13 protein-coding genes are annotated in these 16,712 nt (G+C 38.6%); 10 read left to right on the forward strand and 3 right to left on the reverse strand.

Going from position 1 to position 16,712, the window contains the following annotated elements:
• Positions 1–9: 9 nt before the first annotated feature.
• The 3 genes from AC2HW8_RS03295 to AC2HW8_RS03305 are packed head-to-tail and all read left to right on the forward strand — an operon-like array spanning position 10 to position 3,420.
• Complete coding sequence (locus AC2HW8_RS03295; protein ID WP_484327144.1) at positions 10–1,632, forward strand: Eco57I restriction-modification methylase domain-containing protein; 1,623 nt, start codon at positions 10–12, stop codon at positions 1,630–1,632.
• 28 nt (positions 1,633–1,660) lie between these two features.
• Positions 1,661–2,761 (forward strand): DUF262 domain-containing protein, encoded by a 1,101-nt coding sequence (locus AC2HW8_RS03300; RefSeq protein WP_215639279.1) that lies wholly within the window; start codon positions 1,661–1,663, stop codon positions 2,759–2,761.
• Positions 2,758–3,420 carry an MAE_28990/MAE_18760 family HEPN-like nuclease gene (locus AC2HW8_RS03305; RefSeq protein ID WP_215639280.1) on the forward strand — a complete coding sequence of 221 codons (663 nt, stop codon included), beginning with the start codon at positions 2,758–2,760 and terminating at the stop codon, positions 3,418–3,420. Before AC2HW8_RS03300 ends, AC2HW8_RS03305 begins: the two co-directional genes overlap by 4 nt.
• Positions 3,421–3,982: 562 nt before the next feature.
• On the opposite strand, the gene AC2HW8_RS03310 is transcribed toward AC2HW8_RS03305, so the two are convergent.
• Positions 3,983–4,441: a GtrA family protein gene (locus AC2HW8_RS03310; RefSeq protein ID WP_046432340.1), complete on the reverse strand. Its 459-nt coding sequence runs from the start codon at positions 4,439–4,441 to the stop codon at positions 3,983–3,985.
• The gene (locus tag AC2HW8_RS03315; protein WP_046432342.1) at positions 4,441–5,415 is read right to left on the reverse strand and encodes a glycosyltransferase family 2 protein; all 975 of its coding nucleotides are present in this window, start codon (positions 5,413–5,415) and stop codon (positions 4,441–4,443) included. Before AC2HW8_RS03315 ends, AC2HW8_RS03310 begins: the two co-directional genes overlap by 1 nt.
• Positions 5,416–5,853: 438 nt before the next feature.
• On the opposite strand from AC2HW8_RS03315, the gene AC2HW8_RS03320 reads away from it, so the two are divergent.
• The gene (locus tag AC2HW8_RS03320) at positions 5,854–8,592 is read left to right on the forward strand and encodes a YfhO family protein (RefSeq protein WP_303693188.1); all 2,739 of its coding nucleotides are present in this window, start codon (positions 5,854–5,856) and stop codon (positions 8,590–8,592) included.
• Positions 8,593–8,947: 355 nt separating this feature from the next.
• A complete protein-coding gene (locus AC2HW8_RS03325; protein WP_021883907.1) occupies positions 8,948–9,862 on the forward strand; it encodes a dockerin type I repeat-containing protein in 915 nt (304 codons plus the stop codon).
• Between the two features lie 229 nt (positions 9,863–10,091).
• On the opposite strand, the gene spoVAE is transcribed toward AC2HW8_RS03325, so the two are convergent.
• Positions 10,092–10,445: a stage V sporulation protein AE gene (gene spoVAE / locus AC2HW8_RS03330; protein ID WP_117520949.1), complete on the reverse strand. Its 354-nt coding sequence runs from the start codon at positions 10,443–10,445 to the stop codon at positions 10,092–10,094.
• Positions 10,446–10,692: 247 nt separating this feature from the next.
• Here spoVAE and AC2HW8_RS03335 point away from each other — a divergent pair, with 247 nt between their 5' ends.
• From AC2HW8_RS03335 to AC2HW8_RS03355, 5 genes are all read left to right on the forward strand, one after another.
• Positions 10,693–11,649 (forward strand): ABC transporter ATP-binding protein, encoded by a 957-nt coding sequence (locus AC2HW8_RS03335; RefSeq protein ID WP_015522993.1) that lies wholly within the window; start codon positions 10,693–10,695, stop codon positions 11,647–11,649.
• Positions 11,649–12,353: an ABC transporter permease gene (locus AC2HW8_RS03340; protein WP_293639439.1), complete on the forward strand. Its 705-nt coding sequence runs from the start codon at positions 11,649–11,651 to the stop codon at positions 12,351–12,353. Before AC2HW8_RS03335 ends, AC2HW8_RS03340 begins: the two co-directional genes overlap by 1 nt.
• A 13-nt stretch (positions 12,354–12,366) precedes the next feature.
• On the forward strand, positions 12,367–13,974 hold the full coding sequence (locus tag AC2HW8_RS03345; protein WP_021883909.1) for a DUF7088 domain-containing protein: 1,608 nt from the start codon (positions 12,367–12,369) through the stop codon (positions 13,972–13,974).
• On the forward strand, positions 13,974–15,512 hold the full coding sequence (locus tag AC2HW8_RS03350; RefSeq protein ID WP_484327145.1) for a DUF4340 domain-containing protein: 1,539 nt from the start codon (positions 13,974–13,976) through the stop codon (positions 15,510–15,512). The genes AC2HW8_RS03345 and AC2HW8_RS03350 overlap by 1 nt, the downstream gene beginning before the upstream one ends.
• Positions 15,513–15,687: 175 nt before the next feature.
• The gene (locus AC2HW8_RS03355) at positions 15,688–16,428 is read left to right on the forward strand and encodes a LytR/AlgR family response regulator transcription factor (RefSeq protein WP_293642679.1); all 741 of its coding nucleotides are present in this window, start codon (positions 15,688–15,690) and stop codon (positions 16,426–16,428) included.
• Positions 16,429–16,712 lie beyond the last annotated feature (284 nt).

The raw sequence follows: 16,712 nt of genomic DNA on the forward strand, positions 1-16,712 counted from the left end.
AGGTAGTTTATGAAGCTCAAAAAGGACAGCTCTGAACAAAAATTAAGAGGGGCATATTATACGCCACTGCGTTTAGCAAATGCAATGGTTAGCCTTTTTGCGCCTGAAAACATCCAAACTGTATTAGAACCAAGTTGTGGCGATGGCGTTTTCCTTGATAGCTTATTCTCTGTTGGATTAATGGAACAAATATCGATGATACAAGCTATTGAGATTGAGAGCGAGGAAGCAAACAAGGTTGCTGAGCGCTACAAAGAAACGAAAAATGTTGATGTCATTTGCGAGGATTTCTTCGATTTTTATCAAAGGAACTACAAATCCAGTCAGTACGATTTGATTCTCGGCAATCCTCCATATATCCGTTATCAGTACTTGACAGAAGAACAACGAAAAATTCAGTCTAATATTCTTACAACCCACGGTATGAAAGCAAACAAACTGATTAATGCTTGGGTTGCTTTTGTAGTTGCCTGTGTTCAAATGCTTTCTGATAACGGAAAGATTGCTTTTGTACTTCCGGCAGAAATACTTCAAGTTGCTTATGCAGAAGATCTGCGGCTTTATCTATCCAACCACTTGCAAAAAATAACACTAATCACATTTGAAGAATTGGTGTTTCCAAACATTGAGCAAGAAGTAGTTGTTTTTATCGGAGAAAAGGGCGGAGAAGAAAAGGGTATCAGGATCTTCGAAATGAATAATCTTGATGATTTTGATACTCTTGACTTGAGTCAAAACGGATTTAAAAAACTTCAACACGTTAGAGAAAAGTGGACAAAGTATTTTGTATCTGCAAAAGAAATGGAGCTCATCAATACTATAAAAACCGATAAACGCTTCACGAGGTTTTCGGATTATGGTTTGATTAATGTAGGTATTACGACCGGAAATAATAATTACTTTTCGGTAACAGACGAAGTTTGTGAAATGTACGATTTAGAAGATGTAACTTTACCGTTAATAGGAAGAAGTTCTCACCTTCACGGCGTTTATTTTACAAGCCAAGATTGGGACGAAAACCGTAAAGACGGAAAACGAGCTAGGCTCATATACTTCCCTGATACTCCTTTAGAGCAATACTCTGAAAAACATAAAGAGTATATCAAACTTGGTGAGGATTCAGGAGAGGACAAAGGATATAAGTGTTCTATCCGTGATAGGTGGTACATTGTTCCGTCTGTGTGGGTTCCTGATGCTTTCTTCTTGCGTCGTAATAATCTTTATCCAAAGTTTGTATTGAACCGATGCAATGCGGTTTCAACCGATACAACACATAGAATCAAATTTTACGAAGGAGTAGATCCAGAACTGGTTCTGATCTCGTACTACAACAGTATTTCCTTTGCTTTTACTGAGATTTGCGGCAGAAGCTATGGCGGCGGTGTCTTAGAAATCTTGCCGGGTGAGGTTGGAAACATTATGTTGCCCAAGATACAGGATTTACCTCCCGAAAAGAAAAACGACATTATCAATCGGATAGATAACATTGTACGCAATAATCTGGATATTGAACTTGCACTTGATATTGGAGATCAAACAATTATTGATTTGCTTGGTATTGATTCTGACTGGTGCAAGCAATGCAGAAAGATTTGGAAAAAACTACAACATAGAAGATTAAAGAGAAGCTAATATAGATATTATACGAGGAGGAAACACTATGTCTTTACAAGATGAATTAAAAGAGCGATCAAGCAAAATATTCAGAGAATCTTATCAGATGTCAATTGGAGAGTTAATAAATCTATATAGAGATGGTGAAATGGATATACATCCTGAATTCCAACGAGTTTTCAGATGGAGTGAATACCAAAAGACTAAGCTGATAGAGTCAATTATGCTAAATATTCCGATTCCTTCTATTTTTGTAAGTCAAAACGATGATGGCGTATGGGATGTTATTGATGGTGTTCAGAGATTATCTACTATTTTTCAATTTGTTGGTGTATTTAAAGATGAAGATGATAATCAACTGCCGCCACTAACTCTACAAAAGACTGATTATTTACCTTCGTTCGCTGGAATGCAATGGAATTGCGAAAATTCGGAATTAAGTTTTACCAAGGAACAACAATTGTTTTTTAAGCGTTCTAGGATAGATATTATTATTATGAAGAAAGAGAGTGATCCAAACACTAAATATGAACTATTCCAAAGATTAAATACTGGTGGTTCTCTGTTGAGTGATCAAGAAGTAAGAAACTGTTTGATGATAATGACAAACAAGGCATTCTATGAATTTGTAATGGAATTAAACAGAGATGCTAATTTTCAAAGGTGTTTGCCTATAACTGATAGAAAAGCAGATGAACAATATAGAGTAGAATTATTATTGAGGTTGCTGATTACTCAAAGCGTTGATTGGGATAGTATAAATAATTACTCGGATTTTTCTGAGCTTTTAGACAAGGAAACCATATGTTTGTGTAGAGCTGATTTAGATACTGACGATATTAGGGAAAGATTTGTTTCAACATTTCAATTGTTATATGGTGTATTAGGTGAAGATTCCTTTAAAAAATATAGTGGACAAAAGCGTTTAGGTCCAGTTATGGCAGCTGTATTTCAGATTATAGCAACAGGTGTTTTCAAAAACATCAATGATATTATTTCACTACCAAATCGTGATGAATGGCTTTTAGAAAAAGCAAATAGCGTTTTTGAAACAGATGAGTATAAAAGAAATACGACACCAGGAATTAAATCAATACCAAGATACAAAGACCTTTCTTTGTTTAGTATGGAGTACTTTAAAGTATGAAAATAAGAACAGAGGATGAACTTCAAGATGTAATTGATTCTGAAATTGCTTGGAGAAAAAAAGAACTCTCTGCCGTTAAAGCAAATATAAATACAGCACGCAACTTTGCAAAGAATACAGCGTTGCGTGCTGGAATTACTTTGCTTTATGCACATTGGGAAGGTGCGATAAAAAATTTAGCTTATTATTATTTGGTTTATGTTTCCAGTTTAAAAATCCCTTATAATAGACTTAAACCAAATTTTTTAGCAATTACACTGAAGAATGATATTAGACACTTCGATGAAACCCAAAAGGTTACTTTACAAACAGAAATTGTCAATAAATTGTTATGTAGATATAACCAAGGTTCTAACATTCCTACAGAGAATATTATTTCAGCGAATAGCAATTTAAATTCAACTATATTTACTGAGATAATGAGTGCAATAGGTTTACCGACTGATGAGTATGAGAAAGATTATGTTTTAATCGACGAAGTTCTTTTAAAAATGAGAAACAAAATTGCCCACGGCGATAATTTAGAATCATTAAGTTTAGATGAGGATCGTTTTAACGAAATCTATAGCAAAATATTTAGATTAATTGAGTACTTTTCTACACAAATTTCAAATGCTGCGTCACTTAAGCAATACTTAAAAACGAATGAATCATATTGATACTTTGCTTGAGTAGTAGTGGATTGTTCTCCGTACACAACACACAAGCAACAAATAAACGCAAAAGCCCTGTAAACAAGCCAATCTTTGCGTGTGAAAAGTTCTCAAAGAGATAATTGTATATTTGCTATTATCAACCCCAAAGTCGCTTATGACTTTGGGGATTTTTTATCTTCGGTTCCTCGGAGTTGCAAAAACAATAAGTTTGTTCAAATTGATCACACGCATCAAGAAATAGTATGTTTTGCTAAATTTTTTAATGTGATGAATGTTGTTTATTCATTTGTAGCGGCGAACAGTGTTCGCCATTTGATTTGGTTGCAAAACCAAATCAACAAAATACCAATAATGTTAAAAATATTGTTAGATGATAGAATTTGCTTTACTGTCTGTCGAACCGATTTTACAATCGTTTCGATTGGCGGTCAATGACCGCCGCTACAATTGAAATACATTTTTATTATATCAAGACATATTTAAAAGGACTGAAAGATAATCGCTTTCAGTCCTTTTGGTGTTTATTTGGTGTTTATTAAATGTTGAAAACTTTTAATGGGTAGGATTACTTATTGTTTTCGTCCTTTTTTTCTTTGAAAGCGAAGAAACGCTGTCCGATGTAGTTGAATGCAACAAAAAGGCAAGCACCTACTATCATTGAGAAGTTTCCTGCAAACTTTTCAACACTCCAGCCGAACATTGTCCAGTTGTTTGCCGTACAGAGCATACTGATGAGCGGAATTGCAATTCCGTAGGCAAGTCCGTAGCATATTGCAATATTGAGTGCAAATTTAACGATTGGTTTCCAGCCCTTGTCCTTGTTTTTGAATGTGAAGTATTTGTTGAGAAAATAGCTTAAAATACTGCCGAGGATGTAGCCGATAAGCGATGAAACCCATTCATTCCAACCGCAGAGGTTAAAGAACAGAAATTGAAGTCCCATACCCACAACCGTGTTTAAAATTCCGACAAGTATAAACTTCCAAAATTTAATGTCAAAAAACTGCTTTATAAAATTACCCATTAACCGTTAATCTCCTTATCATCTTTTTCTTCGTTATCTTCATCTTCAAAATTGGAGAATTTTGTAATGTAAATAGGTCTGTCCTTGGCTTCCATATAAATTTTTCCTATGTATTCGCCAAGAATACCGATTGACATTTCGGTGATTCCGCCCATAAAGAGGATTGCGCACAGCGTGGTGACATAACCGGGTGTGGTAATTCCGAGAAAAAGCGTTTGAATCAGCGTTATTATAATGTATATGAGCGAAATTACGAAGATGATAAATCCCATAACAGCCGTGAATCTGAGCGGTGCAACCGAAAAGCTTGTGATTCCCTCAATTGCATATTTGAACAGACTTGAGAATTTCCATGTTGTCTGACCGAGCTGACGGTCAACTGTTTTGTAGGCAATCCATTTTGTATTGAAGCCAACCCATGAGAAAATGCCCTTTGAAAATCTTTGAACTTCGCTGAGTTCAAGGATTGAGTCAACCATCTGACGGCTCATCATACGGAAGTCCATTGCGCCGTAGGGCATTTTTACATCTGTAAGCCTATTTGAAAGCTTGAAGAACAGTTTTGAAAAAATTCCTCTGAACTTGCTTTCGCCCTCACGGTCGGCACGCTTTGTCGCACAGCAGTCGTAACCCTCATGTTCAACAGCCTGAATCATCTGAGGAAACAACTGCGGCGGATGCTGAAGGTCGGCGTCCATAACAACAACATAGTCGGCTGTTGTGTGCCTGAGTCCGGCATACATTGCTGCCTCTTTGCCAAAATTTCGTGAGAACGAAATATACTTGATATTGTTAAAAGCTTTCGCAAGCTTTTTCATAATGAGATAGGTCCTGTCCTTACTGCCGTCATTTACAAGTATGTATCTGAAAGAATATTCGGGCAGAGAGTTGATAACCTTGTTGGTTTCAAGCACAAAATGCTCAAGTCCAGCTTCTTCATTATAGCAGGGAACAACTAAGTCTATGGTTTTCATTTTTTACATCACCTTTATAAAGTTAAACTCACCGCATAGGGGTGAGAACAGTAGCAATTGTTTTTTTATCTGAATGATAATCTGCTTTGTCTGTAAATAGTTGTATTTAGATTTAAATCGGAGCAAGCAATGCTTTGCTCGCAAGGAGCAGAGCTTGCGACAGATTGCAATCAGTGCGAAGGAGCGAAAGCTCCGTGGAATTTAGAGGGAGTGAAACTCACACTAAATTCCAAAGATAATCTCCGACCTCAAAGAGGTGGAGATTATCCGCACTTAATTATAACAAAGCTAACGCCAAAAGTCTATTTTTTTTAAGATTTTTATGTTTTTTTATTTACATCACACACGAAAAGCGTTAAAATAGAATGGATTACTTGTACCCGATTGCATTTTTGTGCATATCGGAAAACAATTACAAAATATTTCGGAGGTCAAATTATGCCCGCTGTAAAGAAAAGGAAGAAGGCTGAGCCTGTTACGCTGAATAACAAGAGCAACAGCAAAGGCTTTTTCTCAAAAAACATGTTTATCGTTTTGGCTTTTGTCATACCGTTTGTGCTTATGACAGCCGCTTTCGGAGTTATGAAGGTTTCGCCGTTCGGTGACAATCAGATTCTCGTAACCGACCTGTGGCATCAGTATTATCCGTTCCTTGCGGATATGCAGGAAAAACTTAAACACGGCGAATCGCTGTTCTGGTCATGGACGCAGGGCGGAGGTGTAAACTACTTTGCACTTATGTCATACTACCTTATGAGCCCGCTGAATTTTCTTACGGTATTTTTGCCGAGTGAATGGCTGAGAGAATTTTTGATGTTCTCTGTTGTAATCAAGGTTGCATGTGCAAGTATGTTTATGGCAATTTTCTTACGCAGTCTTTTTAAGAAGAATGATTTTTCTCTTGTGATTTTCGGATGCAGTTTCGGCTTTTGTGCATTCTTTATGGGTTACTATTGGAACACAATCTGGCTTGATACGGTTTGTATCACACCGCTTGTTGCTCTTGGCACAGTAAAGCTCTTCACAGAGGGCAAGTTCAGACTTTACATAGTTTCGCTTGCACTTTCACTTTTGACTAACTATTATATAGGTTTGTTCGCCTGCATTTTTGTACTGTTGTCATTTATTGCATACAACATTGTAAAATGGGGCGGCATCAAAAAGTTTGCAACAAATCTTCTTCGCACAGGCATCTACTCATTGATTGCAATCGGACTTACTGCGTTTTTCCTGTTGCCGGCATTCTTCGGTCTGCAAAACACAAACGCATCGGGGGCAACTTTCCCGACAACCTTTGCAATCAATATAGGCTCGACAAACGACCTTATGGGTGTGCTTGAGGCAATCAGAAAGATTCTTTCCAATTTCATAACATTTGCCGCTCCTGCAATTAAAGAGGCTGACGCATTGCCTAACATTGCCTGCGGTACACTTTCTCTTGTACTCGGAATTCTTTTCTTCACAAGCAAGAAAATTTCGCTCAAGGAGAAAATCGTTGATGGCTGCCTTATCGGTTTTATGATTATCAGCTGTATCATCAGACAGCTTGACTACATCTGGCACGGTTTCCACTTTACAAATATGATTCCGTACCGTTTCAGCTATCTTATCAGCTTTGTACTTGTTGTTATGGCATTCAGAGCTTTTATGCTCCTTGAATCAAGCTCTTGCTGGGATGTTATTCTTGCCGCACTTTTTGTTGCACTTGTTATCATCTTCGGTATCGGCACACAGGAGACTTATGCGCTTGTCGGCACGGCAGTTATTGCGGCTGTAATCTGCGTTCTGCTTTTCCTCTATACAAAGAGAATTGTTCCGAAACAGGTTCTTTTGATTGTATTCGGCGTAATCATAATAGGCGAGAGTGCCGCCGCAGGTTATATCGGTGTTAAGACAACAACTGTAACGGGTACTTACGATTATCCGAGAGGCGAGGAGAATACTGCACAGGTAATTGACTATATGGACAGCCTTGAAAGCAACACAACCGAAATGTGGAGAGCGGAGATGACATCAACTCAGACGCTTAACGATGCGGCTCTCAACCACTACAACGGACTTTCGATGTTCAACTCAATGGCTAATGTGGATATGACCGTGCTGTTTGAAAACTTTGGCATGATGGGTTGGAAGAGCGGTAACCGCTATACCTATGCCGAGGGTTCACCGGTTACAAACCTCTTTATGAATCTTAAATATCTTATTGCCCGTGACAATATCTATATGAACACCTATGACCTTACAGAGGTTTACGGTGTCGGTAATGTAAAGCTTTTGCAGAACAATCACTATCTGCCGATGGGCTTTATGACAAACTCCGCACTTGCAAGCTGGCAGGTTGATGAAAACGAAGATCAGTTCAATCCGTTTGACAAACAGAATGAATTTTTCAAACTTGCAACAGGCATTAAGGATGATGTTTACACTCCGCTTGATGTTGTTTCACAGGGACACACAGACTACAACCAGTTTCCTGTAAATAAGACAGGTTACGGACGATATTCATTCAGCTGTACCGATACAACAGTTACTCCGCATGTAAAGTGGAATTACGAAGCACCTAAGGACGGCTTGTATCTTATGTATGCGGATATTTCGGGCGGTGACGATGTTACCGTTATGATTAACGATGTTGCTCAGAGCAAGACCTACGGTATGGGCAGAAGCTACATTGCCTGCATCGGTCAATGCAAAAAGGGCGACAAGATTTCCGTTTATTCAAATCTCCAGCAGGGACAGTCGGGTTCTGCAATGGTATTTGTTGATGTTCTGAATCAGGATGTCTTTGAAGAAGGTTACAATAAGCTTTCAAAGAGCGTAATGACAACAACAAAGCTTACAGGCAGTTCTATGGAGGGAACAATCAATGCACAGGAAAACGGATTGTTCTACACTTCTGTTCCGTATGAAGAAGGCTGGAAGGCATATGTTGACGGAAAGGAAGTAACAATTACTCCTGTCGGCAACGCACTTGTTGCATTCAATCTTGACAAGGGCGAGCATACAATCAAGCTTGAGTATTATCCAAAGGGATTTGCAATAGGCTTGACCGTGACAATCATATGTGCCGCAACCTTTGCGTTCCTCTGCGTATGGACATATATCATCAAAAAACGCAGAAAAAAGAAAGGCGATATTTCTGAAAATCCAGAAGAAGTTCAGATTAACGCTGAATAATAAAATTTAATATCTTTAAAACATTACCGCCGTACAGCGAAAAATCTGTACAGCGGTTTTTCTTTAATTTAACAAAATGCACAAAAAATCATCGGAAAATTCTATAACATAAATAATAAAAAAACTATCAATACTTATTTAATTATGCTATAATAATGTTAGTTATAAAGTTCTATTTTAAATTGCAATAATTGCAATAAAAATAAAATTAATTAAATTAACGATATGTTCTAATTAACTTAACTAAGTTTAGGATCGTCATTTTGGGTGATGTTGATAGAAATAGTGATATTGACATAATTGATGCAACATTGATTCAGAAAATGGCATTAAATATAACAAGGGGGACTAACTAATGAAAAAGATATTAGCAATATTACTTGTAGGAGTTATGTCTGTTACAGCATTTGGCTTTAATGCATCTGCTGTTGAAAAAACAGACGCTGAAATTCAGCAGGAAAAGCTAGGTTACATATTGAATTTGAATAAAGATATTTGGTTGGATTGTGCAGTGATATATGATGGAGTTTGGCCGTCAATAATGGACAACGCAAGAGAGGTGTATGATACTGACGGTTTATCGGCAGATGAATATACTGTTGCATTAAAACAGGTTTATGATATGTATTACGATGCACCGCTTGTAAATATTGAGTATGCAGAGGCTACATATAAGAATGCATTGAAAGAAGAAAATTATAATAATTGGTATTCAGAAAATGAATGGAATGATTTTCAGGAAAAGTTAAAAAATCTTGGTGACGCATTTGATTATTATTATGCACATAAGAATGAATTTCCGTGTAATCAACTTACAAAAGCATTTAAAGAGATGATGACATCTTACAATAAAATGACAAATGCGTATACCGTCAAAGGTGATGTGAACGGTGACGGCGAAGTAAATATTGAAGATGCAACATTTGTTCAAAAATATGTTGTTCATATTGAGAACCTTACAGGTGCGCAGAAAATGCTGACAAATGAAAAAAATTATGAAAACATTACGGTTACGACTGCAACAAACCTTCAGAAACATATCGTAGGTCTTGAGCCTGAATTTAAAAACAATGATATTTTCATTGACGAACAGAGGTGTGTAAGTTCACTTGACGACACTCTGCGTTGGTATAATTACTGCAATTTCAATATCTGTCCTCGCAGAAATGATGTAACAAGCGGCACATACATAGATAATAATTTTATTTGCATGGATAAAATTATTGGATACAGAATATGGTGTGACCAAAATGGATACGATTACCTATAACTGAATAAGGTGAATAAATTAAACCGCCGTACAGCGAAAATCTGTACGGCGGTTTTGTTATTTTTATATTGTAGCGGCGAACACGGTTCGCCGCTACAGATTATACACAGTTTTCATCATATCAAAAGTTATGCGAATAAACAGATGATTTCATCAAGGCGGGCGTCCAATGAACGCCCCTACAGGTGACTACATGTGTAAGGTTCAATTTTTAATAAAATATATGCCTTTACTTATCTCCCGATTTTGTACACAGGGCGGCGATAAGTCCGAAAACTATTGCGGCGGAGATTCCTGCGGCGGCGCTTGTAAGACCTCCTGTAAGAATTCCGAGTGCGCCGTCCTGAGCGAGCGCCTTTCGCACGCCCTCGCTCATAAGAAAACCAAATCCGCTGATCGGCACACTTGCGCCGGCACCCGCAAAATCAACAAGCGGTTTGTACAGTCCGATTGCCCCCAGAATTACGCCTGCGACAACAAAGCCCGTAAGTATTCTTGCGGGAGTGAGTTTTGTTTTGTCAATGAGAATCTGACCTGCCACGCAGATCAGTCCGCCAACCCAGAATGCATTTACATATTGCATACTGACACTTCCTTTGTTTTGTCATTATCAATAAATATTGTTCCGAGTTTTTGGTGAATAATTCCCCAAGACATTTCTTTATGTGATGAAAAACTGAACTTTTGTGAGATGGCGTTGATTTTTTTGGAAAAACTCTACACAAACTGCTCATTTTATAGTATAATCAATAATGTTCGTTTCTGTGTTTTTGTACGGCACATTCAAATCACAGAAATTACGCAATTAATTTTAAGGAGTGAAAAGTCACATGGTCGAGGTTAAAAACCTTACAAAATTTTATGGCAGCATAAAGGCCGTTGATGACATCAGCTTCACTGTTGAAACAGGTGAAGTTCTGGGATTTCTCGGACCTAACGGTGCGGGCAAATCCACAACAATGAATATGATAACAGGTTACCTTTCATCAACAAGCGGTACTGTTACCATTGACGGATGCGAAATTCTTGACGATCCGATTCACGCAAAGTCAAAAATCGGTTATCTTCCCGAAATTCCGCCTTTGTACATTGATATGACGGTTAAAAAATATCTTGAGTTTATGTTTGATCTCAAGAAGGTGAAGCTGCCGAAAAAGGAACACATTGACGAGGTTATGCGTTTGACAAAAATTACGGAGCAGGCTGACAGAATTATCAAGCATCTGTCAAAAGGTTATCGCCAGCGTGTAGGTCTTGCTCAGGCGCTTCTCGGCAATCCGCCCGTAATCATTCTTGACGAGCCGACAGTAGGTCTTGATCCTAAGCAGATTATCGAAATCAGAAAGCTTATCCGCAATCTCGGCAAAAAGCATACTGTAATTTTTTCATCTCATGTTCTTTCCGAGGTTTCCGAGGTGTGTGACAGAATCGTCGTTATTTCAAAGGGCAAAATTGTTGCCGATGCAAAAACAGATGAACTTTCTGCTCAGGTTTCGGGCGGTCAGAAGCTCTCGCTTACTGCAGAGGGAAGTACCGCTGACATTACCGAGGCAATAAAGAAAATCCCTGCTGTTAAGCGTGTTACAAAGACAGGCAGTAATGCTGACGGCAGCGGAAAGTATATGATTGAATACGAAACATCAAGCGACATTAGAAGAGATGTTTACAATGCCATGGTAAGAGTCGGTGCGGTAATTCTTGATATGCAGTCAGGCAATGAAACACTTGAGGATATGTTCCTCAAGCTTACCTCAGGTAAATATGACAGCAGAAAGGAAGATATGTAATGGGTGCTATTTTAAAGAGGGAGCTTTCCTCTTATTTCAATTCGGCAATTGCATATGTTGTTCTTGCCGCTTACTTCTTCTTTTCGGGTGTGTTTTTCTACAACTACTGTATTGTGTACAACTCGGCAAGTTTAAGCTATGTATACGGCAATATGCTTTTGATTATTCTGTTTATAATTCCGATTATAACAATGAAATCTTTTGCAGATGAAAAGTATCAGAAAACAGATCAGGCGCTCTTTACTGCACCTGTAAGCCTTACAAGGGTCGTTTTAGGAAAGTTCCTCGGTGCATTTGTGCTTTATGCAATTTGCAGTGCAATCTTCCTTCTCTATGCGGTTGTAATTTCATTCTTTGCAACTCCGGAATGGTCGGTTATTCTCTGTACATTCATCGGACTTCTCCTCTTTGGTGCGGCTCTGCTTGCAATTAACATTTTCATTTCATCACTTACGGAAAGCACAATTGTTGCCGCAATCGTAAGCATGGCAGTTAACCTTGTTATCTATATGATGACAAACTTCACAAGTATGATTTCAATTGACTGGATCAAGAACATTATTGAAAAGATTGATTTTGCTACATATTATAATTCATTCAAATACGGTCTGCTCAGCGCACCTGATATCGTATTTTTCCTGAGTGTGGCAGGATTGTTCGTATTTTTTACTGTTCGTGTTCTGGAAAAAAGACGCTGGAGCTAAGGAGGTAATATAAATGAGCGAAGAAAATAAAAACCTGAATACTATCTCCGAAGATACTGCAAATGCAGACAGCAATGCTGTGGCGGAAACAGCCGATAAAAAGGAAGATACAAAGGCCAAAAAGAATAAGAAGAATAAGTCCGAAAAGGGCAGATTCAAAAAGTTCATGAAGTCAAGAAAAGCAAAACACGGCACGGTTGCAATGGCAATTACGGCGCTTGTTATCGTTATGGTAATTATTGTAAACATTATTGTCGGACTTCTTGTTAACAGATTCCCCGACCTGGAGCTTGACCTTACATCAAACAAGTCGTTTGCACTTCAGGACGATACAATTGACTATGTTTCACACCTTGACAAGGATGTTACGGTAAATATACTTATGGCAAAGGAATCATTTGAGAGCCAGGGTACCTACTTTGTACAGGCTCAGAAAATGCTTAACAAAATGGCGAGCAAGTCAGACGGCAAGATGAAAATCAAGTATGTTGACCTTACATCCAACCCGTCGTTCACATCCGATTATCCGAATGTTGACTGGCAGTCAAGCTCGGCAAATAACATTGTTCTTGTTGAATCCGGCAAGCAGTACAAGGTGCTTACTCTTACGGATTGCTTTGAATATGACGAGCAGACCTACAATTACTACGGTTCATACAGCTTTACCGGCACAAAGATTGAGCAGGCTGTTGTAACGGCTATTCTCAATGTTACAACAGATGACAAGGTTGTTGTTGATATGATTAAGGGCAACAACGAGCAGGATTATTCATCACTTAAAACACTTCTTGAAAACAATGCTTATCAGGTGAACGAGGTTTCACTCGCCACAGGCGACTTTGACAGCAACGCAAAGATTGCAATTATGTACGCACCGTCTGTTGACCTTGACGAGAAGATTGTTGAAAAGCTTTCGACATGGCTTTCAAATGACGGCAAATACGGACGCTCACTCATCTATGTTCCTACTGCCGATATGGGCGAGATGCCGAACCTTGACGATTTCCTCAAGGAATGGGGTATGTCAATTGACAGAGGATATGTGTTTGAAACTGATGAAAGCACCCTTGTAAGCGCAAGCTCACCGTATGCATTCACGGTAAGCTACGGTGATTACTACAAAGATAACCTCAAAAACAGCAAGATTCCTGTTGTTGTATCAGAGTCACACGCTGTTAATATTACAGATGAAAACACTGCACACGCATTGCTTAAAACTTCCGATAAGGCAGGCGTATTGCCGATTGACGCCGACAAGAACTGGGACTACAAGGACGCAGTTTCGGGTAACGGTGAAAATGTTGCGGCAGAAGGTGTTATGACAAACGAGGACAAGAACTCATCGAGAGTTATCATATTCGGTTCATATGTTATGTTCAGCGACACAATTATGAAGTACAACAGCTTTAATAACTCCGCTTACTTTATGAATGTAATCAACACAATTGCAGATAAGGAAGATGTCGGCATTACAATTGAGAGTAAGTCGATTGACAATACGGAACTCGGCATCACCGATGTTGCAACACAGAACACAATGCTTGTTGTGTTTGTAATCATTATCCCGATTGCAATACTTGTTGCAGGCTTTGTTTTCTGGTTACGCAGGAGGAACAGATAATGAAAAAGAATACTAAAATATTGATTATTGTCTGCGCAGCAGCATTGATTCTTGCGGGACTTATGTGTCTGCTCATCTTTCTTCCGAAGGGCGACGGTTCGTCATCGGGAGCAGCAACATATGATGAGGGTGTAAAGATGAGCGTTACAACCGATAAAGACGGTGTTCATCAGGCACAGATTCAGACAAACGATAAGGGTGAAATTGATAACAACAGCTACGGCACTCTTATGGATTATATCCCTGCAAAGATTTCAAAGATTCATCTCGAAAACAAAAAGGGTACTTTGGACATCAAGTCATACACACCGACCGATAAAAACGGCAAAACAAGTGCTACACAGTACACTATTGTAGGTTATGAAGATTTTGACCTTCAGGGCGGTATTGCCGACAATATCGCAAACAATGCCGCAAGCATTGACTTTACAAAGGTTATGACTCTTGACGGCTCAAAGCTTGCAGATTACGGACTTGATAAGCCGAGAGATACTGTTACCGTAACTTATACCGACAAGACAAAGGCTATTATCTATGTCGGTGATGATGCTCCGCAGAATGCCGGAACATATATTAAGTTCGGCAGCAACGATACTGTTTATCTTGTTGCAAAAGATTCTGTTTCTGCATTTGACTACGGCCTTACAGATCTTATCAGTCTTACAATCAACGATGCGGCATCTGATAATGACAACAGTCAGGCATCGTCAATTGAGATTTCAGGTTCTAATTTTTCAAATACAATCACACTCAAGCCAAATTCAGACAAAAAGAACTCAGCTTCTTATGTTATGACAAGCCCTGTTGAGTGCTACGCAAACGAGAAGGAAAGCAGTCTTGTTGCAGGCGGCATCAGAGGTCTTTATGCCCTCACGGTAAAAATGGTTAATCCGTCATCCTCACAGCTTTCAAGCGTAGGTCTTTCTAATCCGTATGCAAAGATAAAGGCTGTTTATCCCGACACAACAGTCAGCCTCAGAGCTTCAAAGCCTGACGGTGACGGCAATGTGTGCCTTATGAAAGAGGGCGGAAATATTGTATATACAATTTCTGCCGAAAAGGTTCCGTGGGTTAAAACAAGCTATGACAGCCTTGTAAACGAATATGTGCTTTATCCGAAGATGAGCGCATTGTCGGAGGTTTCCGTAAATGACGGCAAGAATACCTACACATTCTCGCTGAGCACTGCACAGAAAACAAAGACAGACGATAACGGCAGTGAGTCAACAACAACCACAACAACCGTTAAGAACGGCAAGACAGAAATTGAGCTTGCAACATTCTCTGGTTTCTATGAGAATCTTACAATGGTTGAGCTTGCCGACACAAAGTCTGACAGCAAAAACGGTTCGCCTGTTCTTACCGTTACATATAAATACTCATCTGACGGCTCAACAGACACCGTAAGCTATTACAAGTCTGACAGCAACCGTTATGTTGCGGTTGTTAACGGCAGAGTTGCAGGTCATGCATATCAGTCAAAAGTCAATACTGCTGTCAAACAGGCTTCAAGTGTTGCCGCAAATAAATCGGAATAATCTTTGAGTTAAATTTATTCTTTTACACCCGAACTTTTTAGTTCGGGTGTTTCTTTTGTCTGGTATATACAGGCACAAGTTTTATAAAATTCAGACAATATATTGCAATGCGATAATTTCTATAGTATAATGATTTTGTAGAAGTGATTTATATTAACTTTAAACGGTGAATGTTATGAATATGATTTTGCATTGTACAATATGTGATGATAACCCTTCGGCGGTTAAACGGGAAAAGGAAATAGCCGAACGTGCTTTTTGCGAAATGAACATATCGGCGGATATTTCGGTATACACCGACAGCAGTCAGTTTATGTTTGAGCTTGGCGACAACAAACAAATGGATATTCTGATTCTTGATATCGAAATGCCAAAAATGTCGGGTTTTGAGATTGCGAATTATGTGAAAAAATCAAACCCGAATTGTCTTATTATTTTTATGACCTCCCATGTAAATTATGCCGTTGACGGATATAAACTTGATATTTTCAGATTTGTTCCAAAGCAAGACGGAGATTATAGGCTGAAGAACGCATTGCTTGACGCAGCTAATGTCATTGACCTTGAAAGCAAAAAATCGTACCTGATTGAACGGCACGATATGTGCGGTATGTTGCCGTGTAAGTACATTCTGTACATTATCAAAAGAGGTAAAAACAGTGAAATTTACCACCTCAAAAGCAAAGAGCCGATAAAAATACGAAAACCGCTGTCTGTTGTGTTTGAAGAACTTGACTCAAATGAATTTATTTATATTTCCAGAGGCTGTATAGCAAATATGGAGAATGTGGAGAAAGTTGACCGCCGGGAATGGGTGTGCAAAAACGGCGACAGAGTGCCGATAAGCGCATCACTCTATGCGGAAATTAAGGAGAAGCTCCTTGATTTTTGGGGAAATAAAATCATTCATGATTGATGCGTGTTGACTAAAGTATTAAATTAGCGGTCAAAAATCGGCAATTTAAAGACTAATTAACACAAACATATTTTTTGTGCTATAATAATATCGAAAACAGGGTATGTGAATTTAACCGGTCACAAATAAATACACAGACCTTGTTCTTTGAAAGTTATTCCGAAAGATATGTTATTTTGGAAAACCTTATCCTGTTTCGCACATCCTAACCCCGAAACACTTTTAACACTGCTGCATTTACATTTATGCGAAACAGAAAAAGCCTGAGCAAAAATGCTCAGGCT

The organism is Ruminococcoides sp., assembly GCF_057037865.1.